Origin of the sequence: Priestia sp. TSO9, assembly GCF_021029645.1 — a bacterium.
Lineage (GTDB): Bacteria > Bacillota > Bacilli > Bacillales > Bacillaceae_H > Priestia > Priestia megaterium_E.
On record NZ_JAJEKD010000004.1, the window covers coordinates 15,100 to 40,963 of the forward strand.

Here is a 25,864-nt window from a genome sequence, read left to right on the forward strand (position 1 = left end):
CTTTTTATCCTTTGTTTATAAATAAGAAAAGAGTTGATGTTCTTGTTTATTACTTCAAGAGAAAAATCAATCATTGAGTTAATTATTAAAACGGCAGGAAAGCATACAGCACTTACACTTGCTACTTTTTTGAATGTAAGTGTAAGAACCGTTCACCGAGATTTAAAGGCAGTTGAATCAATACTTGAGAAATTTGATTTGAAGCTGATTCGTACACAAGATGAAGGACTAATGATTGAAGGTAAAAATGAACAAATTTTTCGTCTTATCCAAGAGCTGATGAAGATTAAAACGACGGATCAGTCTCCACAGGAAAGAAAATTAATTCTTTTAATTCTTCTTCTAGAAGAAGGAGATTCATTTAAATTACAAACGCTGGCTAAAGACTTAGAAGTAAGTATTACTACACTAACTGCTTATTTAGATGAACTCACGGAGTGGTTAACCACATTTGACGTTTTTCTTCATCGAAAAAGAGGGGTGGGAGTAGAGGTTCAAGCTACTGAAGCCAATAAAAGGAAGGCATTAGCTAATTATTTTCTTGTTCACTTTAATGAAGAGTTAATTGAGTGCTTGTTTCTAGTAGAAAATCAGCAGCATACGAATGAAAAGATTTTGCATTATTTTTATCCGGATTATTTGGCAGAAGTAGACCGAATTGTACATCAAGCGATTAATCAGCATCATTCTAAGCTGGCTGACAGCGATTATATAGGGCTCATTGTTCATATTTGCATTATGATACAGCGAACGAAAAAGCAAATGTATCTAGAAGACGACGGCGGCCAAACGGAAGAGCTGGCGAGTGAACTGTTCTTAATGAAGGATATTTGCCGCGAAATTGAACGGGTATTTTCTCTTTCTTTCACGGAAAAAGATATTCATTTCTTAGCAGTACGGCTGCGTGCAGCAAAGTTCCAAACTACTAGAGACGTATATTACGACAGCGTAGTGGTTGGGCAGATTATTAAGAATATGATTGCTCATGTTTCTGTTCAGCTTAACACCGACTTAACCGGTGATTTTTCCCTTTACCAGGGGCTGCTTGCTCATATGGAGCCGGCAATTTTTCGTCTTAAGCAAAAAATGGAGCTTTTTAATCCATTAACAGAAGAGATTAAGAAAAAGTACCCGGTTTTATTTATGGCTGTGAGAAACAGTATCGATCAAGCGCTGCCGGATTTAGTTTTTCCAGATGATGAAGTAGCATATCTTGTTTTGCATTTCGGTTCCACGCTAGTGCTAAAAGAAGAAGTCATGGAAATTCAGGCACTGATTGTCTGTCCAACTGGAATTGGCACCTCGAAAATGTTAGCTAGCCGTATTCGTAAAGAGATTCCGGAGATTAATTCAGTTGTCGTTAAATCGGTAAAAGGAATCAAAGAAGCCGCGCTTGAAGGGTATGACGTAGTGATTTCAACAGTAAGACTGCCTTTTTTAAATGTCGATTACATTTTAGTCAATCCACTCTTAACCGAAGAGGATATTCAATCCGTCCAGAATTTTTTACAGAAAAACATTCAAAAGTTAACCAAAGATAAGGACTATCGGTCGTTCCAATATAAAAATAAGACCGCTTCTACAGAAAAAATGTCTTTTGAGGAAACGATGAAGCAAATTAAAGATGTGCATGGAAGTATCGAATCAATTCTTCAAAACCTTAGAATGTATCGATTTTCGGATGCAGTGAGTCACGATCAAGTGATTTCGCACGTAGTAAGAGCTGCTGAAAAAGAACGTTTAATAACCAATGCTAACTGCGTTATTCATCAGCTTAAGGAACGAGAAAACAAAGGCGGTTTAGGCATTCCGCAAACGAGCATGGCACTGTTCCATTGCCGTGAACATCGCGTGAACGAGCTGATATTTCAGGTTTCACATTTAGAACAACCTTGCACAGTTAAAGGTATGGACGGAACAAATATGCAGGCGCGTAACCTTCTATTAATGCTCGCACCTGAAGAGTTAAGTGAAGCACAGAAAGAAATCTTAAGTTTAATTAGTACCAGTTTAATTGAAGACCATGAAGCAATGATGATTTTTTCGTCTTCGAACGAAGAGATAATTCGCAAAAAGCTAGAGGATACGTTTCATGAGTACCTTCGAAATAATTTGATAAAGGAATGATTTTTGTGAAACAAGCAGTTCATTTTGGAGCAGGCAATATCGGTCGAGGATTCATTGGGGCATTGTTTTCTCAAAGCAACTATCACGTCACATTCGTAGATATTGCTGAAAAGATTATTAATCAGTTAAACACAGATGAAGGGTATAACGTAGTGACAGCTGCAGAGCACCCGGAGACATTAGCTGTTCAAAACGTATCTGGTTTAAATAATCTAACACAAGAACAAGCGGTCATTAAAGCGATTAAAGAAGCAACGTACATTACGACGGCCATCGGACCGAACGTTCTGCCTCGCATTGCTCCTTTAATTGCTAAAGGTTTGGCTGAACGTGTAAAAACAAGCGACGAAAATGTATATGTGATTGCGTGTGAAAATCAAATCTCTGCGACAGGTTTATTAAAAGGCTATATTTTTGACGCGCTGGATGAAGAGACAAAAGCTCATGTGATAAATAAGGTCTTTTTCTTTAATTCAGCTGTAGATCGTATCGTGCCTATTCAGCATAACCAAGGTTCGCTTGATGTTTTAGTAGAATCCTATTATGAATGGGTAGTAGAGGCACCTGAAGATATTCCTTTTGTAGAAGGAATGACGATTGTGCCTGACCTTGCCCCTTTTATTGAAAGAAAGTTATTTACAGTGAATACGGGACACGCGGTGATTGCATATTTTGGTTATTTAAAAGGAAAAGAAACGATTGATCAAACGTTAAGAGATTCAGATATTTATGAACAAGTACAGCAAACGCTACAAGAAACAGGAAACTATCTAATTAAAAGATATGACTTAGATAGAGAGGAACACGAAGCCTATATTACTAAAATCATTGAACGCTTTAAAAATCCTCATTTAAATGATTCAGTTAAAAGGGTAGGAAGAGCGCCAATTCGCAAGCTTGGACCTCAGGATCGTTTGATTCGTCCAGCGCTAGAAGCAAAAAAAGTGGGTCTTTCTTATACCTATTTAGCAAAGGCTATTGCCGCTGCGCTTTTATTTGACCCGAAAGAAGATAAAGAGGCTATGAAGCTTCAAGCGAATATTCATGAGTATGGTATTGAGTATGTCTTAAAAGAGATTAGTGGTTTAGAGGCAAGTGATGATTTAACAAAAGAAATCATTGCTCAATACAATGCTTTAAAGGCGTGAATGAATTTAGTCTGTGTAAACAGTCCATTTTAAATGGGCTGTTTTTCTTTTAGCAGAAAGGGAATGTTTGTGTATAGGAGGGTGATAAAATGGTAGCTATTACGCACGTTGGATTAGCTGTGCCTGATGTAGAAAAAGCCGTGCAGTGGTATGAAAAAGTTTTAGGTTTTAAGCTGATTGCCGGACCCTATACGTTTAATGCGGAGGAAGAACAAGCTGAAAATATGACTCAAGATTTACTGGGGTCTCATATCAAAAAAATGAAAAATGCTCACATGACAGCTGACAACCAGATAGGCATTGAACTGTTTGAATTTAATAAGCCGCAAATGCCGCTTGTCTTAAAAGACAGCGATGAGCAGTATCAAAGTTATTTTCATATGTGTTTAATAGCCGATGACGTGGAAAAATTAGCGGATAAAATTGAACAATCAGGCGGTAAAAAGCGCAGCCAAGTATGGAATACAAGACCTGGAAAACCTTATTACTTAATTTATTGCGAAAATCCGTTTGGGAATATTATTGAGCTATATTCACACAGTACGGAGCTCATGTATGGGAATAGAGAAGAATAAAAGCTTATCCAAGAAATCTGGATAAGCTTTTATTTTTTCATGGCTGCCCGTAGCCGTATACTTTTGTCAGCTCTTCAAAGGTTTTTGATGAATACGTAATAGTTACAGATGTTCCTACTTCCACTTTACTGAATAATTCTTCGACATCCGCATTATGCATTCGTACGCAGCCGTGGCTTACATATTTGCCGATGCTATCTTCTGAGTTATTGCCGTGAATAGCGTATGTGTCGCCGGTTGTGCCGTTTGCATTAAGCCCTAGCCAGCGAGAGCCAAGAGGGTTATTAAAAGCTCCTCCTGCAATATGCCCTGTATAGTAAGGGCGGTTTTTAATTTTGTTAACAATCTTGAAAAAGCCTACCGGCGTATCGCTCCATGTTTTTCCCGTAGCTACTGAATACGTCTTTTCTAACTTTCCATTATGAAAATAAGCAAGCTGATTTGTTTTTTATTAATAATAATTAAATCTCCACTTGCTTCGTTTTCACTTGCATTCGTCGCACTGGCTGTATAAGAAATGCTGATAATAGCTGCGAGGCATAAAGCAGCTGCTCGCAGTATAATTTTTCTCACGTTCTAGCCATCTCCTCTATTGTTCATTTACATATTTGATGAATTACATGTTATTAGTGTATAAAAGAAAAATGGACTGAATATGAATCTTTCCTGAATGAAAACTGAAAGTGCATTTTATTTATAAGCGAATATAAAGTAAAAATCTGGGCAGAAATACAACTAAAGGTCTGGTACATATCTCATGAAAAAGAGAAAAGTGAAAATGCACCTTGTCTGTTTAATTTAGGATGTATTATCATGAAAGTTTGAAATGAAGGGCAGGAGGTGGAACAAACAGATGCTTAAAGAATTTAAAGAGTTTGCTTTGCGTGGAAATGTATTGGATTTAGCTGTCGGTGTTATTATTGGAGCGGCATTTGGGAAAATTGTAACGTCTCTTGTAAATGATATTATTATGCCGCTGATTGGTTTGTTGTTAGCAGGGATAGACTTTAAAGATTTATCCTTCACGGTTGGAGATGCTACGGTATTATATGGATCTTTTATTCAAACAATTGTTGATTTCTTAATTGTCGCATTCTCGATTTTCTTATTTATTCGTTTCTTTAATCGTTTTAAGAGAAAAGAAGAAGAGAAAGTAGAGGAAGAAGTGGCTGTTCTGTCAAAAGAAGAAGAGATTTTAACAGAAATTCGTGATTTGCTAAAAGCACAAGCAGTGAAAGAGCGTTCATAACAGCAATTTTTTACATACGTATAAAACGGCTAAGAGGCCCGTCTTTTCATAAGAAAAGCGGGCTTTTTTCGTGTGAAATTTCTCGGGAAATGTTAGTGGTATGATTATGGGAAAATTAGGAATGAAAGCGAGAGAGATAGGAATGTTAAAATCATATTAAAAGTGTTAAGATATTGTAAATAGGAGGCTTAAGGTTATGTTTAAACATTTGTATCGTTCTTTGCCAATGCTGGCAGCGTATGGCCTGCTTAGTGTTTTTTTATACAGTGTTGTTATGTTTAATGTGTCAAATGACACAAAAATGTTGTTTGATTGGGCCCAAATCCATACAGCTGGTTTCGTAGTATTAATAGGAGGATGTTCACTTGTTTTATGGGCGCTCACTTTCTATTTGCTGCTTCGATTTAATCACATAGAGAGAATACAAGATTCGCAGTGGTATGCCATTTTTACGGCAATTGTGTTTTCAATTGCCGTAGCAGCCGTTTCTGCTATGGTTTTTGTTATCTATCATATTGATATACATAATCCAGGCAAAACAATAGAGTGGATGCAAGCATATCCTGAACGCTATCTTTTTACGGTATTTTTACTTTCGCTGTTAACACTAGCGATCATTATGCTAGTAGGGGAAGCTTATTTAGGAGCTGGAATTACCTTTGTTCTGTATTTTATTTTAGCTCTTGTAAACTATTATAAAAAAATCTTTCGAAATGAACCATTGTTCCCGAATGATTTTATTCAGGCGAGTCAGTTAAAAGAAGTTATTCCGATGATTAAAGACTCGATTTCAATTCCTATTGTAATAGGAGTTATTGGATCCATTCTCGTACTGGTCGCTCTTTGGTTTTTCTTGCCGAAAATTAAAATTCGATGGTTTCTTCGAATTATTATGATTCTGCCGCTCATCTTTTTAATGAAATCATTTTTATTCTTTGAACACTCGTTTGCTCAACAATATTATGATCAATATGCTGCGCTGATGCCTTGGAATCAGCAAAACAATTATTACTATAATGGACCTGTTATTGGCATGATTTCAAATGTTAAAACAGATGTGCTGCAAGAGCCGGATGACTACTCAGAAGAAGCTATGGCAAAAGTGGCAAAGCGTATTCAGTCAAAGGAAGAGAAAACACAAGAAAGCAAGACTGAAGTCAAACCAAACGTTGTGTTTGTGATGAACGAAACATTTTGGGACCCAACAAAGCTTAACGTGACGTTCTCTGAAGATCCAATGAAAAATACAAGAGAACTTCAAAAGAAATATCCTTCCGGATGGTCTTTAAGTCCTTCGTTTGGCGGGGAAACAGCTAATGTGGAGTTCGAAGCGCTGACGAGCTACTCTTTGTCTTTCTTTAACCCTGGAGGCCTTCCTTATCAGCATGTATTGAGTAAAAAAGAATATCCGTCTTTTGTTTCTTATTTAGAAAAGCAAGGCTATGCTACAACAGCTATGCATCCAAACAGCGGCATGCTTTATATGAGACAAAATGTATATCCAAACTTGGGATTTGATCAAGTGAAGTTTATTGATGAAATGAAGCATACACAAAAAGATAACAAAGAGTTTGTTTCTGATGAAGCGGTAGTGGATGAAGTACTCGATACGCTTCGTCAGTCGAAAAAGCCTGCATTTGTGCATGCTGTAACGATTGCAAATCATCTTCCTTATTCAGCGGATAAATATAATGGTCAGGAAACCATTAAAGTAACCGGTAAAGGGCTATCACCGGAAATGCAAAAGGAAATTGAAATTTATGCTGAAGGAATTAAACGTTCAGATGCTGCTTTAAAACGATTGAACGATGAAATTCAAAAGCTGGACGAGCCGACCATTGTAGTATTTTGGGGAGATCATTTGCCCGCGCTTGGACAAAACCTTCAAGCTTACAAAGAAACGGGTTTTGGAAACGAGAAAACGCAGCAAACATCTCAAAAATTTTATGAGACGCCGCTCTTATTTTTATCTAATTACGATACGAAAATAGATAAAAATCTCGGTACGATGAGTCCCATTTATATTGCTCCGACACTTGTTCAATCTCTTGGTTACAAAAGTAATCTGTTCTACGATCAGTTGAATCAAATGAAAACAGAAGTGCCGGCTTTTCGTTCAAATATGTATATAGATTCAAAAGGAAAGCTAGTAGATGATCAAGCAGCGCTCTCTAAAAAAGCCGCAAAAGACCTTCAAGATTACCATGAAGTTGAGTTTGATACATTATCCGGGAAACAGTACGAAACGCATAAGTTGTATAAATAAAAATAAAAACTCCTTTTAAATAAAAGGAGTTTTTATTTTTTAAGTGTTTAAGGTTGTACTAAAAAATAATTCATGTATAATATTTTAAGGTTAAAAGTAAACTTTAAGTTAAGTAAAACAAAACTTGAGTTTGGAACAGCATGAACAATCATTCATGCTGTTTGCTAATTTTAAATACAGTTGAGGATCGAGAGTATGGAAATAGGAAAGAAAATTAAAAATTTACGATTAAAAAAAGGTTTAACACAAGAAGAGCTAGGAGAACGTACTGATTTAAGCAAAGGCTATATTTCGCAGCTAGAGCGCGATTTAAGTTCACCGTCTTTAGAAACATTTTTTAGTATTTTGGAAGTGCTAGGGTGCGAACCGAAAGAATTCTTCGAAATTGATACGCATGTTCAAAAGGTTGTATACAGAGAGGAAGACTACACGAGTTATTGCGAAGATGAAAAAGGTTACCATATTCAGTGGCTTGTGCATGAATCAAATGAAAAAGAAATGGAGCCAATTCGTCTTATTCTTCATGAAAAAGGCGCATTTAAGAGATTTGAGCCTTCCCTTTCAGAAACGTTTGGCTACATTTTGCGCGGGTGTGTGAAGGTAAAGCTTGGAGGCAGAATATATGAAGCCAAACAAGGAGAAACCATCTATTTTCAAGCTTCTGAAGAACATCAGATTTTAAATGCTCATGACGGAATAACAGAGTTAATTATCGTGGCGACAGAGTCTTATTTATAGAACAAAAGAGGTGAAGTGAAATGACATCTACGAATACAATTATTCAATTTGAAAATGTGACCAAGCAATATGATAATGATTCAGTTGTATTGGATCATGTAAGCTTTGAAATTGAAAAAGGGAAATTTTATACCCTCTTAGGTCCATCGGGATGTGGAAAGACAACGATTTTACGATTAATTGCAGGCTTTACGGAAGCCTCAAGCGGAACGATTTATTTTAATGGGAAAAGAATTAATGATGTCCCGGCTAACAAACGACAGGTTAATACGGTTTTTCAAGACTACGCGCTTTTCCCCCATTTGAATGTATTTGAAAATGTAGCATTTGGTCTTCGAATCAAGAAGATGAAAAATGCTGGTATTGCAATAAAAGTTAAAGAAGCCCTTCGTTTTGTTAACTTAGAAGGATATGAAAACAGAGAAATAAAGGAAATGTCGGGCGGCCAAAGACAGCGTGTAGCAATTGCACGAGCAATTGTAAACCAGCCCGAAGTCATTTTGCTGGACGAGCCGCTTTCAGCTCTTGATCTAAAATTGCGTACAGAAATGCAATACGAGTTAAGGGAATTACAGCGTCGTCTAGGTATTACGTTCATTTTTGTTACGCACGATCAAGAAGAAGCGCTTGCGATGTCCGATGAAATCTTTGTTTTGAACAAAGGAAGAATTCAGCAGAGCGGGGAACCTACAGATATTTATGATGAGCCAATTAATCGTTTTGTTGCCGATTTTATTGGTGAATCAAATATTGTACCAGGTAAAATGATTGCTGACTTTTTAGTGGAGTTTGGCGGCCAGCAATTTGAATGTGTCGATCAAGGATTAAACCAAAATGAGCAGGTTGAAATTGTGATTCGCCCTGAAGATTTAGCCATTACAAGCTCCGATCAAGGAAAGCTGCAAGTTCGTGTAGATTCACAGCTGTTTAGAGGAGTCCATTATGAAATTTTAGGCTATGACCATGCAGGGAATGAGTGGCTCGTTCACTCTACGAAAAAGGCAACGGTTGGAGAAGAAATTGGCTTGTACTTTGAACCTGAAGCTATTCATGTTATGCGATTTAACGAAACGGAAGAAGAATTCGATAAGCGACTCGAAGGTTACGAAGAGGATTACGATGCAAACTAAATCAAGAAATATTTACTTAGTCCCGTACGTGTTATGGATTTTGCTTTTTGTAGTTGCTCCCATTGTATTAGTTGTCTATTATTCTTTTTTCAACATCGATAATGAGCTGACGCTTGAAAACTATAAGAAATTTTTCACCCCAGTTTATTTACAGATGACGCTGAGTTCATTTTGGTATGCCTTTTTAATTACGTTATTTTCCTTGGTTTTTTCTTATCCTACAGCTTATTTACTAACGAAGCTTAAGCACAAGCAGCTTTGGCTTCTACTGATTATTTTACCGACGTGGATTAACCTATTATTAAAAGCTTATGCTTTTTTAGGTATATTTGGCACGTATGGTACGGTTAATAAGTTTACTGAATTTCTAGGACTTGGTACTCATCAAATTTTATTTACTGACTTTAGTTTTGTATTTGTATCGGTGTATATTTTTATCCCCTTTATGATTTTGCCGATCTTTAACTCTTTAGAAGAACTTAATCCCTCGCTTATCTACGCTTCGCGAGACTTGGGGGCATCTTCATGGGTGACATTTAAGCGCGTGGTATTTCCGCTAACGCTAGAAGGGGTTAAATCAGGTTGTCAGGCTGTTTTTATTCCAGCACTATCACTCTTTATGATTACGCGTTTAATTGCTGGAAACCGCGTCATTACACTGGGAACAGCGATTGAACAACATTTTTTAGTGACGCAGGATTGGGGCATGGGCGCCACCATAGCCGTCTTTTTAATTATTGCGATGGCCGTTATGATGCTCATAACAGGCACTGGAAAGAGAGGTGTGTAAAATGAAGAGAAAGTGGAAGTTCAGCCACCTTTATTTATTTTTTGTATTTTTCATTTTATACGCGCCCATTTTTTATTTAATGTATTACTCTTTTAACAGCGGAGGAAACATGCGTGAATTTGAAGGGTTTACGTTAGATTGGTACAAAGAAGTGTTTCAAGACACGCGTTTGCTTATTATTGTCTTGAATACCCTTATTATTGCTCTACTGTCTTCAGGTATTTCAACTATTATTGGCGTGATAGGGGCACTTGCTATCGTATACGTGAAGCGCAGACGTGTTCAAAATACGCTGTTAACATTTAATAATGTGTTAATTGTGAGTCCAGATGTTATTATTGGCGCCTCTTTTTTAATTCTATTTACCATTATCGGTGTAAAGCTCGGGTTTATATCCGTATTATTAGCGCATATTGCATTCAGTGTACCGATTGTGGTCATCATGGTTCTGCCTAAGCTGCAGGAAATGAGTCCGACACTGCTCGATGCAGCCCGTGATTTGGGCGCAAGCCGCTTTGAAGTACTTTCGAAAGTGGTATTGCCATTTATTCGTCCGGGTATCTTTGCAGGCTTTTTTATGGCTTTAACTTACTCTTTGGATGACTTTGCGGTTACGTTCTTTGTGACCGGGAACGGTTTTTCCACGCTTTCAGTAGAAATTTACTCATTAGCAAGAAGAGGGGTCTCGCTGAAAATTAATGCTCTTTCTACGCTTATTTTCATGTTTACCGTGCTGATTGTAATTGGTTATTACTTTATCAGTCAGCGATATAGCAATAAAGTGAAAGGGGTGGCGACTGGAAAATGAAGCAATTAGCAAAGCCGTTTATCTTCATCGTCATCCTTTCTTTCGTTCTCATGTATGTGGTTCATCATTTGAACAATGCCGAAGGATACTCTGGAGGAAATACGCTGACCGTCTATAATTGGGGAGATTATATTGATCCTGATTTAGTGAATCAGTTTGAAAAAGAAACCGGAATTAAAGTCATTTATCAGACCTTTGATTCGAATGAAGCAATGATGACCAAAATTGAACAAGGCGGTACGACATTTGATATTGCTGTGCCTTCTGAGTACGCGATTAGCAAGATGCATGAAGAAAATTTACTATTGCCAATTGATCGTTCGAAGCTGCCTAATTTAAAATACATTAATCCGCGTTTTTTAGACTTATCCTTTGATCCTGGCAATAAGTACTCTATTCCTTATTTTTGGGGAACTGTGGGTATTGTATATAACTCTGATATGATTCATGGCAAGAAGATAAAAAGTTGGAATGATTTATGGGATCCTAAGCTGAAAAATCAAATTTTACTTGCAGATGGCGCTAGAGAAGTGATGGGAATGGGACTAAACAGCTTAAATTATTCATTAAATGATACGAATAAGGCCCATCTTCAAGAAGCAAAAAGAAAGCTTGATACATTAACACCAAATGTCAAAGCCATTGTAGGAGACGAGATTAAGATGCTTCTAGCAAATGAAGAAGCGGCAATTGGCGTTGTTTGGTCAGGCGATGCTTCTGAGATTATGAGCGAAAACGATAAGCTGAATTACGTTGTTCCAGAAGAAGGTTCGAATTTATGGTTTGATAACATGGTTATTCCAAAAACGGCTAAAAACGTAGAAGGCGCACATAAATTCATGAATTTTATGCTAGATCCTAAACACGCTGCTCAAAATGCGGAATATGTAGGGTATTCTACGCCTAATAAAAAAGCGTTAGATTATTTGCCGAAAGAAGTAGCGGAAGATGAACGTTTTTACCCAGAGGAAGAACTAACAAAAAAGCTTGAAGTATATAATAACTTAGGCAAACGAATGCTTGCTTATTACAATGAGTTATTTTTAGAATTTAAAATGCACCGTAAATAAAAGGAACTTAATTAGGTCTTTATACGTAAGTTCTTTGTGGTTTTTGTAAATTCAGTTGCATGATAACAAGAGGAAAGATAAAATACAAACGAGTAAAGCTAATAACATTTATTTTATGTTATTAGCTTTTTTATTTGTAAAACGGGAAAGATAAGAGAAAATTGAATGTTCTACTATTCATCTAGAATTCATATTTCACATTATATAGGAGAGAAAAAGTGAAGCAAAAACAAAAGCAACATATTCAATCCATTTACTTTTTACGATTATTCGCTATGATGATGGTTGTGCTCGTACATGTAACAGCAGCATATGCAACGGTACTGCCATTTGCAAGCGAAGCTTATCAGAAATATCATTTTCTTAACCGAATCGTTCGAATTGAAGCAGGAATCTTCATTGTGATCACAGGTTTAGTTTTCTTTTATAGTTATATTAACAAGCCGTTAACAAAGGCTTTATGGAAAGCATATTATGCTCGAAGAGTGACATATATTTTGGTTCCCTATATTATTTGGGCACTTATTTATGAATTTTATTCGTACTATGTAGGAGCAACAGAATTGAATGCATCTGATATTGTGAAACGTATTTTACGTGGAGAGTCCTACTATCAGCTTCATTTTATCTTTTTAATTGTACAAGTCTATCTCGTGCTGCCGGTTTTTGTATGGCTAGCACAAAAAGTAACCATTTTTAAAAAATACATGTGGCTGTTTGGCATTATCATTCAGCTTGGTTATTTAATGCTTAACAATACGTATCATATCACTTCATTTAATTTATTTTTAAATACAATGGCTACGTTTTTACTCGGCGGTTGGATTGGCATTTATTATCGCGAGCAAGTGGATAAAAAGTACAGTCGTTCGAATATTGTATTATTTCTAGTGACGCTCGGATCGGGAATAGCTATTTCACTGTTAAATTATCACTTGTACACAATGAAGACAATCCAAATTTCAGGCTTTACGTATGAGGCTGTTAATACGCTTTATTTGGTTGCTGGAAGTTATTTCTTCTTCCGGATTGCAGAGATATTAGCTGAAAAGCTTTCTGTGAAGTCCGTGACGATTGTTAAAAATATTGCCATGTACTCGTTTGGATTTTACTTGATTCACCCAATGGTTTTAAACTTTGTGGCAAAAGCAGTACCAATACAAGGCAACTACATGTTTCACGTTGAAATCTTGGCACGCTATATTCTAACATTAGCGGGCTGTTACCTCATCATTTGGGGATGTCATCGTCTTTTACCGTTTGCTAGCTTTTTGTTTGGTAAACTGCCAAAAGAAGCGGTGTTCATTTACCGACGTCCTGATCATAAATAGCGTTTAGTTAAAAGTTATGTCTGCTTGCAGGCATAACTTTTTTTATAAAGTATAAGAAAAGCTGATTTTAAATAATAAAGGTAAGCGATGGAATTCCTTTCACAAGCCTAGCTATTTTGACATACGTAATAATAGTTAATATTTCTGTTTACTATCTAAACGTGCATGATAAAATAGAAAAGATGAATATGTGTTAGGAGGAACATCAGTGAAAATTAAGCTTGGCCTTTTATACGGAGGAAAATCCGCTGAACATAAAGTATCTTTACAAACAGCTCTAGCAGTTTCAAAAGCAATTAATCACGATAAATATGAAGTGCATCCAATTTACATTACAGAAACAGGAAAGTGGATTCGCGGCACACAGCTGACTGGTCCGCTTGAAACAGTTGCTCAATTAGAAATTCAAGATAACGGAACAGCTATTTCACCAGTTTCATTAAATACGGAAATGTTTGCATTAACAGATTCAAAAACAGAGGATCAGCTAGATGTTATTTTTCCACTTCTTCATGGTCCAAATGGAGAAGATGGTACGGTACAAGGATTATTAGAATTATTAAATATTCCTTATGTTGGAAACGGTGTATTAGCTTCAGCAGCTGGTATGGATAAAGTTGTAATGAAGCAGCTGTTTGCACAGGCAGGTCTGCCTCAAGTAGAGTACGTATCATTTATCCGCCGCGAGTGGGAAGCAGATCGAACGGCTGCTTATGAAAAAGTAGAAACACTTGGATACCCTTGCTTTGTTAAACCGGCAAACTTAGGTTCAAGCGTTGGGATTAGCAAATGTGATAACCGCGAAGAGCTAGAAGCGGCATTTGTTGAAGCTTTCTTATTCGATCGGAAAATCATTGTAGAAGCAGCAGCAGTTGGTCGTGAAGTTGAAATTGGTGTGTTAGGGAATGATGAAGCAGCTTGTTCAGTAGTTGGAGAAATCTTACCTAAAAAAGCGTTTTACGATTACAAAGCCAAATATGAAGACGGCGATACAGGTCTTATTATTCCAGCTGAAATTACAGAAGAACAGCATCAAGAAATGTCAGCACTAGCAATCAAAGCATTTAAAGCAATTGATGGATCTGGTCTTGTACGTGCAGATTTCTTCTTAACATCAGAAGGTAAATTCATTATTAATGAAGTGAATACGATGCCTGGTTTTACACCTTTCAGTATGTTCCCGTTATTGTGGAAACACGCGGGCGTTGAATATCCAGATTTAATCGAAAAACTTGTATCACTAGCAATTGAACGTCATACCGAAAAGCAGCAAATTAAACACACAATGTAACTCACACAACACTATTCATCATGAATAGTGTTTCTGTGTTTAGTTTCAATTAAATAGGATCCATAGTTTACTTTATATCGAGAGGAGCAAACCAACAATGATTAAACGTACGCTTACACAGCTAGCTGCAATGATTCCAGGAAGTGTATTTCATAGCGGGGACAAAGCAGATGTAATTGAGGGAGTCTCAATTGATACGAGAACCATTCAGCAAGGCAATTTATATATCCCAATTAAAGGGGAACGTTTTAACGGGCATACATTTGTTCATAAAGCAATTGAAAACGGAGCGGTCGCTACTCTGTGGAACAAAGATGAAGAAAACCCACCGACAGACATTAGTGTTATTTTAGTCGATGATACGCTAGAAGCTCTTCAGCAATTAGCGAAATCCTATCGTCACGAGTTAGATATTAAAGTAGTGGGCATTACAGGAAGTAACGGAAAGACAACGGCAAAAGACATGGTAAAAGCTGTGCTTGATACAACTTACCGTGTTCTGAAAACAGATGGAAACTTTAATAATCATATTGGCATGCCGCTTACTATTTTGCGTTTAGATGAAACTCATGATATTGCAGTTTTAGAAATGGGCATGAGCAGCCGAGGGGAAATTGAGTTTCTTTCTAATTTAGCGGAGCCTGATGTGGCCATTATTACAAATATCGGAGAATCGCACCTTCAAGACTTAGGAAGCCGTGATGGAATTGCGGAGGCAAAATTAGAAATTACAAGCGGCTTAGCTCCAACAGGTCAGCTGGTCTATAACGGTGATGAGCCACTTTTAACGTCGCGCGTTGTTAATCCAGTATTTGAAACGGTGACATTTGGCAGCTCAGAACAAAACGATTTGTATCCAAGTGCTATTTCAGCTGAAGAATTAGGCACCACATTCACTGTTTCACGTGAAACAACATATTCATTCTTTATCCCGGTATTAGGTAAACATAATGTTCACAATGCGCTTTCTGCTATTGCGGTAGGTCATTATTTTGGACTAGACAATGAAACAATCGCTAAGGGATTAAAAGAATTAAAGCTAACCAATATGCGTATGGAGCTCGTGAAACGAACAGATGGCCTGACCTTCATTAATGACGCATATAACGCAAGCCCAACGTCTGTTAAAGCTGCTATTACGTTGATGCATGATTTAGAAGGCTATAAGCAAAAAATTCTTGTTCTTGGGGATATGCTTGAATTAGGCGACCAGGAAAAAGAGTTCCACAAAGAAGTGGGAGAGTTTATTCAAGCAGAAAAAATTGATTATGTTCTAACATACGGTCCCTTATCTGTTGAAATCGAGCAAGGAGCAAAAAATAATTTTGCAGAAGATAAGGTAATACACTTTGAGGAGAAAGATGAGCTTGTTAAAAAATTAACAGCGATTACAACAAGAGAAGATGTGGTTTTAGTGAAAGCATCTCGAGGGATGAAGCTTGAGGAAGTTATCTCAAAAATGATGCATAAATTACCGTGATATTAAAAAGAGTATAAGTAAGCTCTATTGCAAACGGAAAGCCATAGTGTTATGATGTAGTCTGAGTGTCTTGAGGCGCTTATACTCTAAACGTTGAATTTATTGAAGTAGTCGTTTAGAGCATTTTCCGTTTCCTCGGAGAATGCTTTTTTTTGTAAAATATAGATAGTCTAAATATAAAAGGAGTTTGAAAAACTTGGCATTATTTCAAGATTTAGGATTAAGTCAACAGCTTAACAAAGCTGTGAGTAAAATGGGTTTTGAAGAAGCAACACCAATTCAATCAGAAACTATCCCATTAGCACTAGAAGGTCACGATTTGATCGGACAAGCACAAACAGGAACAGGGAAAACAGCGGCATTTGGTATTCCTCTTATTGAAAAAGTTGATGTAAACGTAGATGCAATTCAAGGGTTAATTATTGCTCCTACTCGTGAACTTGCTGTACAGGTATCTGAAGAACTTTACAAAATTGGTCAAACAAAGCGCGTACGCGTGCTATCAATTTACGGTGGTCAAGATATCAGTCGTCAAATTCGTGCATTGAAAAAGCACCCTCATATCATCGTAGGGACACCAGGGCGTATGCTAGATCATATTAATCGTCGTACACTTCGTCTACAAGATGTTCATACGGTTATTTTAGATGAAGCAGATGAAATGTTAAACATGGGATTCATCGAAGACATTGAAAAAATCTTATCAAACGTACCTGAGAACCACCAAACACTTTTATTCTCAGCAACAATGCCTACTCCAATCCGTCGCATTGCTGAAAAATTCATGAACGAACCAAAAGTGGTAAAAGTACAAGCAAAAGAAGTAACGATGCCAAACATTACGCAGTATTATTTAGAAGTACAAGAAAAGCGTAAATTTGATATCCTTACTCGTCTTTTAGATATGCAATCACCTGAATTAGCTATCATCTTTGGTCGTACAAAGCGCCGTGTTGATGAGTTATCAGAAGCATTAAATATGCGCGGTTATTCTGCGCAAGGTATCCATGGTGACTTGACGCAATCGAAACGTCTATCTGTACTACGTCAATTTAAAGAAGGTTCTATTGATGTATTAGTTGCAACGGACGTAGCTGCACGCGGACTTGATATTTCTGGTGTTACTCATGTATACAACTTTGATATCCCTCAAGATCCAGAGAGCTATGTACACCGTATCGGACGTACAGGACGTGCTGGTAAAATGGGTGCTGCTATGACATTTGTAACGCCAAGAGAAACTGGACAGTTACACAATATTGAGCGTACAACAAAACGTAAAATGGAGCGTCTTACTCCTCCAACGCTTGATGAAGCAATGGAAGGTCAACAGCGTATTGCAGCTGACAAATTAACAGAATCTGTGACACAAGGCAACTTATCTTACTACAAACAGTTGGCAGAAGAGTTACTTGAAGAGCACGATTCAGTTTCATTAGTGGCAGCAGCAATCAAATTATTTACAAAAGAACCAAACGAATCACCAATTCAATTAACTGCTGAACCACCGGTAATTGCAAAAGGTGATAAAAACAAACGTGGAAATGGCGGAGGTCGTTCACGTTCTAACTCTAAAAACTACTCACAGCAAAATCGTCGTGGAAACTCAAAGCGTTTTGGTGACAAGCGTCGCGGTGGAAGCAACGGTAGTGATAGTAGAAATCGTAATAGCAGCAGTAATCGTAAAGATTCTCGCAGCAAAGCGTAAAATAAAAACGAGCCTTAACAGGCTCGTTTTTTTTATGTGTTAATTGCTGTTTTATTGGTGCACACTATGAGTAAAATAAAATGGGGTGTTCACTGATGTCGACCATTGTACGGTTAGGTTATGTGGCGATGAGCGTTCATTTGGAAAATAGTTCTCCTTCTCAAACAATGACTTTTGCACAATTTCAGCGTGTGAAAGACCATGAAGCGGCCATTCGCAAGCTCGAACGTATTGCAATATCCAACTTAGAAAACTGCTTACGGTTATTAAAACATAATGCGTGGAGTGAAATTGAGTTTTTTCGATTCAGTTCTAAGTTAATTCCATTAGCTAACCATGAGGCCCTAAAAGAGTGGAACTACATAGCTCCTTTAAAGGATGCTCTTCAGCGTATTTCTGTATTTTTGAAGGAACATCCAATGCGAGTAGATTTTCACCCGGATCATTTTGTTGTTTTAAACTCAACGGATAAAGAGGTTTTTAAGCATTCTATCCAAACTCTTCGCATGCATCAAAAGTTGCTGAAAGGAATGGACATTCCGCTTCAAAATCGCTGTGTTTTACATGTTGGAGGGGCTTATAATGATAAAGAAAAAGCACTGGAGCAGTTTATTCATAATTGGGGGCTTGTACCTCAATCCCTTCAGCAAATGATTATGTTAGAAAACGACGATACAACCTTTCATATAAAGGACGTCTTGTATTTATGTGAAAAACTAAATGTCCCAATCATTTTTGATCTTCATCATCATCAGGCAAACAACGACGAAACTTCATGGCAAGAGCATTGGGACCGTATCATTAGAACATGGGAACAGGAAACGCTTCCTCTAAAAATGCATATATCTAGTCCTAAAAGTGATAAAGAATTTAGAGCCCATGCAGATTATATCGATGTTCACGGGTTTTACAGCTTTTTAAAAGAAGTAAATGGAACGATACCGCAAATTGATTGCATGATTGAAGCTAAGAAAAAAGATGAAGCGCTCTTTCAGTTAGTAAGAGACTTGAAGTCTTATGAAGATGTGGAATTTATTAACTCATCCACTTTTTATATTAAATCTTAAAGCAGGCCTCATATCTGTGGCTTGTTTTTCTGTTTGAACGCGAGAAAAGCGAGAAGAAATCCAGCAATACCTCCAGCGAAATGAGCTGTGTTGTTAGTTCCTGGCGTTAGCAGACCTGAAAGTAATCCAATAATTAAAAAGACGACAATGATTTGCTGGTTGCTTTTAGAAAGCATGTGCTTTTGTTTTATTACAAGGTAGAGGTAGAACCCAAGCAGCCCGAAAATGGCACCGGATGCACCCACATGGCTGTAAAAAGAAGATTGGATTAGAAATGTAACGATATTTCCAAGCAATCCACACGTAAGGTAGAATAGAAGAAACTTATAAGAAGAAAGAATACGCTCAGCACCTGGCCCTAACAAGAACAATGAAAATGAGTTAAAAAGAAGGTGTGAAAAGCTTAGATGCAAAAAGATAGGTGTGAAAAGTCGCCAGTAGTCTCCTTGAGAAATTAAGCTATTCACACCAATAAGCTGATGTATAAAAGATTCTGCAAGGTGTGAGGGAAGAGCGGCAAGTAACCATAGCGCAATGTGGATGCAGATAAGCGTGAAGGTAACAGGATAAAAACGTTTAAATTCAGCTACATTTTCTGTGCGTACGAACATATTTGTCACTCCTTTTTATAAAGGCATTTTTATATACTATTCTGTAAGAGAGGATTAAATGAAAATGATTATAGGAACTGGAATTGATATTACAGAGTTAGAGCGGATTGAAAAAATGGTGCAGCGTCAAAGTGCTTTTGTTACTCGGATTTTAACAAAAAATGAAAAAGAACGCTATGAAAAGCTATCAAGCCGACGTAAGGTCGAATTTTTAGCAGGAAGATTTGCTGTGAAGGAAGCATATTCGAAAGCTCTTGGAACAGGAATAGGAAAAGATTTCAGCTTCCAAGATATAGAAATCGTGAATGATGAAAGAGGAAAGCCCCACATTGTTACAAAACAACCACTGGACGCGTCCGTACACGTATCTATCTCCCACAGTGCCCACTATGCGATTGCTCAAGTAATTATTGAACGCTTGTCAAGCTAGTCTGCATATTCACTATTTCTTGTTCATATATTCATAGTGTGGATAGGGGAGACAAGATATGTTCTTGCTTCTCCGTTTAGCTGTGAATATACGAAATAAAGGAGTTGGGGAAATGCATAAAAAATGGATTGGCTTATTTGTTTGCGCCTTTTTTCTCTTAGCCTTATCAGCATGCGGTGAAAAAAGTCAGCAGGATGTAACAGATGCATTGGATGCCAAGGTACAAGAAATGGCGGGTTATAAATCAGATGCTAAGATGACATTAAATACAGGGAAAGATGCTCAAGTATACGATGTAGAGATTTGGCATAGTAAGCCTATGTATTATCGAGTGAATTTGAAAAATACAAAGAAAGATCAAAGCCAAATGATTTTGCGTAATGATGAAGGGGTTTTTGTTCTAACGCCTGCCTTAAATAAAAGCTTTCGTTTTCAAAGTGACTGGCCGCAAAATAGCAGTCAAGCTTATTTGTATGAATCCCTCGTCCAAGATATTGTGAAGGATGAAAAGGCAAGCTTTAAATCAACGGATAAGCATTATATTTTTGAAACAAAAACCAACTATCAAAATAGCACGATGCTTCCTAAACAAGAAATTACGCTGAATAAAAGTGACTTAGCGCCTGTTTCGGTTAAAATTATGGATACGGATAATAAAGTGTTAATAAAAGTTGATTTCTCTAAGGTCAAATTCGATTCTAAGTTTGATAAAGGGGCTTTTGATACAAAAAGAAATATGACAAGTGCAAAGATTGACGTTCCGACATTAGCGCAGCAAAAATCATTTAGCGTTCTTTATCCTAAGGATGTTCCAAAAGGTACAAAGCTGTCCAAGGAAAAGAAAATTGAGACAGAAAATGGCGAAAGAGTCGTTTTAATGTACAAAGGAGAAAAGCCGTTTACGCTTGTACAAGAAAAAGCGCAAGTAGCTAAAACAGCGACATCTACAGTTACTGCCGGAGAGCCATTTGATTTAGGTTTTACTGTGGGAGCTTTAACGGATAAAAGTCTATCTTGGACATATAATGGAGTAGACTTTATGCTGGCTTCTGATCAGCTAACACCAGATGAATTGAGTACAGTTGCTAGATCTGTGCAAAGTCAGATGGGAAAATAAGAGAAGCTTACAAGCCTGCATATATGTAGGCTTGTTCTTGCTTAATTTGAATAAAGATCGAGATGAAGTTTGGCTATAGATGTATTATACTAACAGAGGAAAGTACGTTTAGAATGGTTCTGAAAAAAGGAAGTGTCGTAGTAATGGATGCATTTTATAGAGAAACATGGGCAGAAATTGATGTAGAAGCCATTTTTCAAAATGTGAATCATGTAAGAGAACTGATACCGGGGCATAAAACGTTAATGGCCGTAGTGAAGGCGAATGCGTACGGGCATGGAGATAAAGAAGTAGCAGAGATTGCGCTTCAAGCTGGTGCTGATATGCTAGCTGTAGCTTTTTTGGATGAAGCTATTGCTCTTCGGAAAAAAGGAATAAAGGAATCCATTTTAGTATTAGGAGCCGTGCCTACCCTACACATTCAAACCGCCTTGGACTGGAATGTAACGGTTACTGCTTATAGCAAAGCTTGGATTGAAGAAGCGGCGTCCATTCTAGGTGAAAACAGTCAGCTGCATATGCATTTAAAAATAGATACAGGCATGGGTCGCTTGGGAGTTAGAACAAAAGAAGAATTACACGAAACGCTGAAAATCATCGCTTCTCATTCGGGATTCGTGCTGGATGGAGTGTTTACACACTTTGCAACAGCAGACGAGCTAAACTCATCTTATTTTGAAGAACAATATACATTCTTTGAAGAAATGGTTCAAATTGTGAAAGAATATAATTTTACACCTCCGATGATTCACTGTGCAAATAGCGCAGCCTTGCTTCGTCGTCCGAAAGATATCTTTAATGGCGTACGCTTAGGTATCTCTATGTATGGCTTGAGTCCTTCTGAGGAATTAAAAGAAGTCTTGCCAATTCCGTTAAAACAGGCTTTTTCGCTGCACAGCCGTATCGTGCATGTTAAAAAAGTCAAAAAAGGCAGTCATATCAGTTACGGAGCTACTTATGAAGCGAAAGAAGATGAATGGATTGCTACTATCCCATTAGGATACGCAGACGGCTGGATCCGTAAATTAAGTAATTTTGAAGTATTAGTAGATGGATTTAAAGTGCCAATTGTTGGTAGAATCTGCATGGACCAATTGATGATTAAATTACCTAAAATGTATAAAATGGGTACAAAAGTAACGTTTATTGGAAAACAAAAAGATGCTGAAATTACAATTGATGAAGTAGCGAAGCATCTTGAAACAATTAATTATGAAATCCCTTGCATGATTGCAGCAAGGGTTCCGAGGGTTTATACAAGAGAGTTGCAGCATATTGATGTTAATAATTATATCTTGCGCTGAATATACATCTTCCTGAGTCAACATAAAAAGTCTGCGAACAAAAGACAATAAAATAATAACTTCCATGCATAAAAGAGGGTATCAATTGACGATAATAGTGTAGAAATTGACAGAATTAACTTTCCATTAAAGCTAATCAATGTTATGATAAGGAAAGATGAGACTATTGGTGTGTGTATTGATGTTGGAGGTGTATGTTTGTGTCTGAAGCGAGCGCAACTACAGAAATCCTAGTAAGATTACCGAAAAATTTAGTATCGGAGCTCGATCTTATGGTTAAACAAGAAAATGGCAACCGAAGTGATTTTATTCACCAAGCAACAAAATTGTACCTTCGTGAGCGAAAAAAACGCCATATTCGCGAATCAATGAGACGTGGATATATGGAGATGGCAAAGATAAACTTAAATATTGCTTCCGAGGCTTTTCTAGCAGAGTATGAAGCTGATCATACTGTGGATCGTTTAGTAAGCGGGGGGTAATGACTTGGTAGTCAAACGTGGCGACGTTTATTTTGCTGACCTATCTCCTGTTGTTGGCTCAGAACAAGGAGGCGTTCGCCCTGTACTTGTCATTCAAAATGATATAGGCAATCGTTTTAGCCCAACTGTTATTGTAGCTGCGATCACTGCTCAAATTCAAAAGGCAAAGTTACCTACGCATGTTGAAATTGATGCAAAGCGCTATGGATTTGAGCGAGATTCAGTTATTTTACTAGAACAAATTCGTACTATTGATAAACAGAGGCTAACAGACAAGATTACCCATTTAGATGATGAAATGATGGACAGAGTGGATGAAGCCTTGCAAATCAGTGTAGGACTTATCGACTTTTAGAATTATACTTCCATTTATGCTAAGTTGCTCCTTTATGAGCAACTTTTTTAATTTGACTAGGAATAATCAGTAAACGTATATTGTAATAAGAAACGTTTTAAAAATGATAATATATATATAGATATAAATGAGTGTATTGACTCACAAGGAGGACCTCATGAATCAAGATTTATTCAATTATATACAAAATCATAAATCAGAAATTTTTGATCGATGGCTAGTGTTAATGAATGATGTGGAAACAGAGCGGATTAAAAACATTGTATCCGAACAAGTGTACGTAAATGTAAGCTCTGATTTTGTAAATTTACTTTTGGCAAAAGCATTCCGTGATCAGGAAAATTTTGCAGAGGAACTAGAAGAAGTAGTAGGACGAGTTGTGAGTTTAGGATGGCCTCTTGCTTATTTGACACAGGGTGTACGTAACTTGGGTCACGTAGTGGTTGAAGGGTATGTAAACAGTGAACATGTGAAGGCTGACCAAACTCATTCTGAATTATTCTATCGGTTTGACAAGTGGTTAAGCCCTATTTACAACAAAATAGTAGAACAATACTCCAACTCGTGGGAAAATACAGTTATGTTGCAAAAAGTTGCACTTCAAGAATTGTCTGCTCCATTAATACCGGTATTTGATAAAATTACAGTAATGCCGCTTGTAGGAACAATCGATACTGATCGCGCAAAGAAAATTATGGAAAACTTACTGCAAGGTGTCGTAAAGCACCGATCAGAGGTCGTATTAATAGATATTACCGGAGTACCAGTAGTGGATACGATGGTTGCCCATCATATCATTCAAGCTGCTGAAGCCGTACGTTTGGTTGGAGCCAAGTGTTTGTTAGTAGGAATTCGTCCGGAAATTGCTCAGACTATTGTGAACTTAGGTATTAACTTAAACGAAATTATTACGAAAAACTCCTTAAAAAAAGGCGTAGAGTTTGCGTTAGAAATGACTGAGCGGAAAATAGTTGATATAGAATCGGAGGAATAAACGTGAGAATACCCATTTTGAAATTGTACGACTATTTATTGGTATCCATTCAATGGGAGCTGGATGATCAAACGGCTATTCAATTCCAAGAAGATTTGCTAAGTAAAATTCATCAAACTGGAGCAAAAGGAGTGGTAATCGATTTAACTTCAATTGATATGATCGATTCATTCATCGCAAAAGTGTTAGGTGACGTGGTTAGCATGTCTAATTTGATGGGGGCTAGAGTAGTATTAACAGGTATCCAGCCTGCAGTAGCTATTACACTTGTTGAGTTAGGGATTGGCCTAAATGATGTTCTTACTGCACTCGATTTAGAAAAAGGTCTTGAGAAACTCCAATCGGAATTGGGGGATTAGTATATGGAATTCCAATCCAGCGTAAAAATCGTAACAGAATGGGACATCGTAGCGGCACGCCAATTAGGTAGAAATGTGTCGAAAGAGCTAGGGTTTGGAACAGTTGACCAAGCTCGTATTACAACCGCCATTTCTGAATTAGCTCGTAATATTTACCTATATGCGGGTAAGGGTCAAATCTATATTGAGAAATTAAATCGTGGAGGAAAAAACGGTCTTCTTGTCGTAGCAACAGATGAAGGGCCAGGTATCCCCGACGTTCGCAAAGTAATGGAAGATGGATACTCAACATCGGGTGGACTAGGAGCTGGGCTTCCTGGGGTAAAACGATTGATGGATGAGTTTGACATCGAAACAAATGTCGGAGAAGGTACTGAGATTAAAGCAGTTAAGTGGCTCCGGTAGGAGGAAATAGATAATGTCTTTTGATAAAGAGATGAGAGATTTATACAAAGATATTTTGGGGAACTATATCCAAACACAAAATGAACAAATTTTGTATCAAGGACAAAAACTAAGTAGAAAATCTTTAGAGAATGAAATATCGCCAGAAGATATTGTGAGCATTCATAAAGAAGTAATTGAAGAAATTTATTCTGATATTCCAGAAAAAGTGCTGCATTCTCTGGACTTTTTACTTGAGGTAATGATTAGCTACGGTCTTGCTCTTCGTGAGCATCAAACATTAAAAAATAAGCAGCGGGAACTTCGTTCTGAGATTGAAGTTGCTGCTAACGTCCAGCAGACGCTGTTGGGGACAAAGGTTCCGGCTAGTTCAACTTTAGAAATTGGTGCGATTAGCGTACCGGCTAAACAGATGAACGGAGATTATTTTCACTTTGTAGAAGAAGAGCACGGCGGGTTAAGTATTGCCATTGCCGATGTAATCGGAAAAGGAATTCCAGCTGCAATGTGTATGTCTATGATCAAATATGCAATGGACAGCTTACCGGACTCAAGAAAAAATCCAAGTTATGTATTAGAGAACTTGAATAATATTGTAGAGCGAAACGTAGATCCAAGTATGTTTATTACGATGTTCTACGGAAGCTATAATCCCGAGACAAACTTATTTGATTATGCTTCTGCAGGGCATGAGCCAGGTTTTTATTATGATGCCAAAGCTGATTCATTTGAAGATTTGGAGGCAAAAGGACTCGTGCTAGGAGTCGATCGCCATGTGAAATATCTTCAGTACGAGCAGCAGCTTTCAAAAGGCGATATGATTGTTCTGTTAACAGATGGCGTAACAGAATGCAGAACTGAAGAAGGATTTATTGAAAGATTGGACATCATAAAATTAATTCGAAAATACATGCATTTGTCTCCTCAAGAAATTGTAGAATCTGTATATAAAGAGCTGGAGAAATTACAGCATTTTCAATTGAGGGATGACTTTACATTGATTATTTTGAAGAGTTTAGTTTAAGTATT

The 25,864-nt window shown here is 37.3% G+C and carries 25 protein-coding genes and 1 pseudogene; 24 read left to right on the plus strand and 2 right to left on the minus strand.

Going from position 1 to position 25,864, the window contains the following annotated elements:
- Positions 1–36: 36 nt before the first annotated feature.
- The 3 genes from LJC66_RS00870 (at position 37) to LJC66_RS00880 (ending at position 3,850) form a co-directional block, all read left to right on the plus strand.
- A complete protein-coding gene (locus tag LJC66_RS00870) occupies positions 37–2,127 on the plus strand; it encodes a BglG family transcription antiterminator (RefSeq protein ID WP_230931648.1) in 2,091 nt (696 codons plus the stop codon).
- 5 nt (positions 2,128–2,132) lie between these two features.
- Positions 2,133–3,275, plus strand: a complete 1,143-nt coding sequence (locus tag LJC66_RS00875) for a mannitol-1-phosphate 5-dehydrogenase (protein ID WP_230931649.1) — start codon at positions 2,133–2,135, stop codon at positions 3,273–3,275.
- 89 nt (positions 3,276–3,364) lie between these two features.
- Complete coding sequence (locus LJC66_RS00880) at positions 3,365–3,850, plus strand: VOC family protein (protein WP_230931650.1); 486 nt, start codon at positions 3,365–3,367, stop codon at positions 3,848–3,850.
- A 37-nt stretch (positions 3,851–3,887) separates the two neighbouring features.
- Here the strand turns inward: LJC66_RS00880 and LJC66_RS27900 are convergent.
- Positions 3,888–4,423, minus strand: a pseudogene (locus LJC66_RS27900) (L,D-transpeptidase).
- Positions 4,424–4,703: 280 nt separating this feature from the next.
- Here LJC66_RS27900 and mscL point away from each other — a divergent pair.
- The 12 genes from mscL to uvsE all read left to right on the plus strand — a co-directional run bounded on the left by mscL (position 4,704) and on the right by uvsE (position 18,778).
- Entirely contained in the window at positions 4,704–5,099 is a 396-nt protein-coding gene (gene mscL / locus LJC66_RS00895) for a large conductance mechanosensitive channel protein MscL (protein WP_025753425.1), read from the plus strand.
- 196 nt (positions 5,100–5,295) lie between these two features.
- Positions 5,296–7,365, plus strand: a complete 2,070-nt coding sequence (locus LJC66_RS00900; RefSeq protein WP_230931652.1) for an LTA synthase family protein — start codon at positions 5,296–5,298, stop codon at positions 7,363–7,365.
- Between the two features lie 195 nt (positions 7,366–7,560).
- Positions 7,561–8,103: a helix-turn-helix domain-containing protein gene (locus LJC66_RS00905; protein WP_013054985.1), complete on the plus strand. Its 543-nt coding sequence runs from the start codon at positions 7,561–7,563 to the stop codon at positions 8,101–8,103.
- Positions 8,104–8,123: 20 nt separating this feature from the next.
- Positions 8,124–9,233: an ABC transporter ATP-binding protein gene (locus LJC66_RS00910; protein WP_230931653.1), complete on the plus strand. Its 1,110-nt coding sequence runs from the start codon at positions 8,124–8,126 to the stop codon at positions 9,231–9,233.
- Entirely contained in the window at positions 9,223–10,023 is an 801-nt protein-coding gene (locus LJC66_RS00915; RefSeq protein WP_016762745.1) for an ABC transporter permease, read from the plus strand. Before LJC66_RS00910 ends, LJC66_RS00915 begins: the two co-directional genes overlap by 11 nt.
- Before the next feature lies 1 nt (position 10,024).
- Positions 10,025–10,831 carry an ABC transporter permease gene (locus LJC66_RS00920; protein WP_043977800.1) on the plus strand — a complete coding sequence of 269 codons (807 nt, stop codon included), beginning with the start codon at positions 10,025–10,027 and terminating at the stop codon, positions 10,829–10,831.
- Positions 10,828–11,901 (plus strand): ABC transporter substrate-binding protein, encoded by a 1,074-nt coding sequence (locus tag LJC66_RS00925; RefSeq protein ID WP_195695596.1) that lies wholly within the window; start codon positions 10,828–10,830, stop codon positions 11,899–11,901. The genes LJC66_RS00920 and LJC66_RS00925 overlap by 4 nt, the downstream gene beginning before the upstream one ends.
- A 218-nt stretch (positions 11,902–12,119) precedes the next feature.
- Entirely contained in the window at positions 12,120–13,232 is a 1,113-nt protein-coding gene (locus tag LJC66_RS00930) for an acyltransferase (RefSeq protein WP_230931654.1), read from the plus strand.
- A 208-nt stretch (positions 13,233–13,440) separates the two neighbouring features.
- Positions 13,441–14,523 (plus strand): D-alanine--D-alanine ligase, encoded by a 1,083-nt coding sequence (locus LJC66_RS00935; RefSeq protein WP_182007235.1) that lies wholly within the window; start codon positions 13,441–13,443, stop codon positions 14,521–14,523.
- Positions 14,524–14,620: 97 nt separating this feature from the next.
- The gene (locus tag LJC66_RS00940) at positions 14,621–16,003 is read left to right on the plus strand and encodes a UDP-N-acetylmuramoyl-tripeptide--D-alanyl-D-alanine ligase (RefSeq protein ID WP_230931655.1); all 1,383 of its coding nucleotides are present in this window, start codon (positions 14,621–14,623) and stop codon (positions 16,001–16,003) included.
- Between the two features lie 196 nt (positions 16,004–16,199).
- Positions 16,200–17,711, plus strand: a complete 1,512-nt coding sequence (gene cshA / locus LJC66_RS00945; RefSeq protein WP_116516916.1) for a degradosome RNA helicase CshA — start codon at positions 16,200–16,202, stop codon at positions 17,709–17,711.
- A 95-nt stretch (positions 17,712–17,806) separates the two neighbouring features.
- Positions 17,807–18,778 carry a UV DNA damage repair endonuclease UvsE gene (gene uvsE / locus LJC66_RS00950; RefSeq protein WP_050690798.1) on the plus strand — a complete coding sequence of 324 codons (972 nt, stop codon included), beginning with the start codon at positions 17,807–17,809 and terminating at the stop codon, positions 18,776–18,778.
- 8 nt (positions 18,779–18,786) lie between these two features.
- On the opposite strand, the gene LJC66_RS00955 is transcribed toward uvsE, so the two are convergent.
- The gene (locus LJC66_RS00955) at positions 18,787–19,389 is read right to left on the minus strand and encodes a rhomboid family intramembrane serine protease (protein ID WP_195695592.1); all 603 of its coding nucleotides are present in this window, start codon (positions 19,387–19,389) and stop codon (positions 18,787–18,789) included.
- Positions 19,390–19,453: 64 nt separating this feature from the next.
- On the opposite strand from LJC66_RS00955, the gene acpS reads away from it, so the two are divergent.
- The 9 genes from acpS (at position 19,454) to LJC66_RS01000 (ending at position 25,859) form a co-directional block, all read left to right on the plus strand.
- Positions 19,454–19,819: a holo-ACP synthase gene (gene acpS / locus LJC66_RS00960; RefSeq protein WP_025753519.1), complete on the plus strand. Its 366-nt coding sequence runs from the start codon at positions 19,454–19,456 to the stop codon at positions 19,817–19,819.
- A gap of 58 nt (positions 19,820–19,877) precedes the next feature.
- Complete coding sequence (locus LJC66_RS00965; RefSeq protein ID WP_013055001.1) at positions 19,878–20,936, plus strand: LolA family protein; 1,059 nt, start codon at positions 19,878–19,880, stop codon at positions 20,934–20,936.
- Between the two features lie 143 nt (positions 20,937–21,079).
- On the plus strand, positions 21,080–22,240 hold the full coding sequence (alr, locus tag LJC66_RS00970) for an alanine racemase (protein ID WP_483879670.1): 1,161 nt from the start codon (positions 21,080–21,082) through the stop codon (positions 22,238–22,240).
- A gap of 200 nt (positions 22,241–22,440) precedes the next feature.
- Entirely contained in the window at positions 22,441–22,722 is a 282-nt protein-coding gene (locus tag LJC66_RS00975; protein ID WP_013055003.1) for a CopG family ribbon-helix-helix protein, read from the plus strand.
- Between the two features lie 4 nt (positions 22,723–22,726).
- Entirely contained in the window at positions 22,727–23,077 is a 351-nt protein-coding gene (gene ndoA / locus LJC66_RS00980; RefSeq protein WP_013055004.1) for a type II toxin-antitoxin system endoribonuclease NdoA, read from the plus strand.
- Between the two features lie 157 nt (positions 23,078–23,234).
- The gene (locus LJC66_RS00985) at positions 23,235–24,071 is read left to right on the plus strand and encodes an RsbT co-antagonist protein RsbRA (RefSeq protein ID WP_013055005.1); all 837 of its coding nucleotides are present in this window, start codon (positions 23,235–23,237) and stop codon (positions 24,069–24,071) included.
- 2 nt (positions 24,072–24,073) lie between these two features.
- Positions 24,074–24,430, plus strand: coding sequence for an STAS domain-containing protein (locus LJC66_RS00990; RefSeq protein WP_013055006.1), 357 nt, complete (start codon positions 24,074–24,076; stop codon positions 24,428–24,430).
- Positions 24,431–24,433: 3 nt separating this feature from the next.
- Positions 24,434–24,835: an anti-sigma regulatory factor gene (locus LJC66_RS00995; protein ID WP_013055007.1), complete on the plus strand. Its 402-nt coding sequence runs from the start codon at positions 24,434–24,436 to the stop codon at positions 24,833–24,835.
- A 13-nt stretch (positions 24,836–24,848) separates the two neighbouring features.
- Positions 24,849–25,859 carry a PP2C family protein-serine/threonine phosphatase gene (locus LJC66_RS01000; protein WP_013055008.1) on the plus strand — a complete coding sequence of 337 codons (1,011 nt, stop codon included), beginning with the start codon at positions 24,849–24,851 and terminating at the stop codon, positions 25,857–25,859.
- Positions 25,860–25,864: the final 5 nt, after the last annotated feature.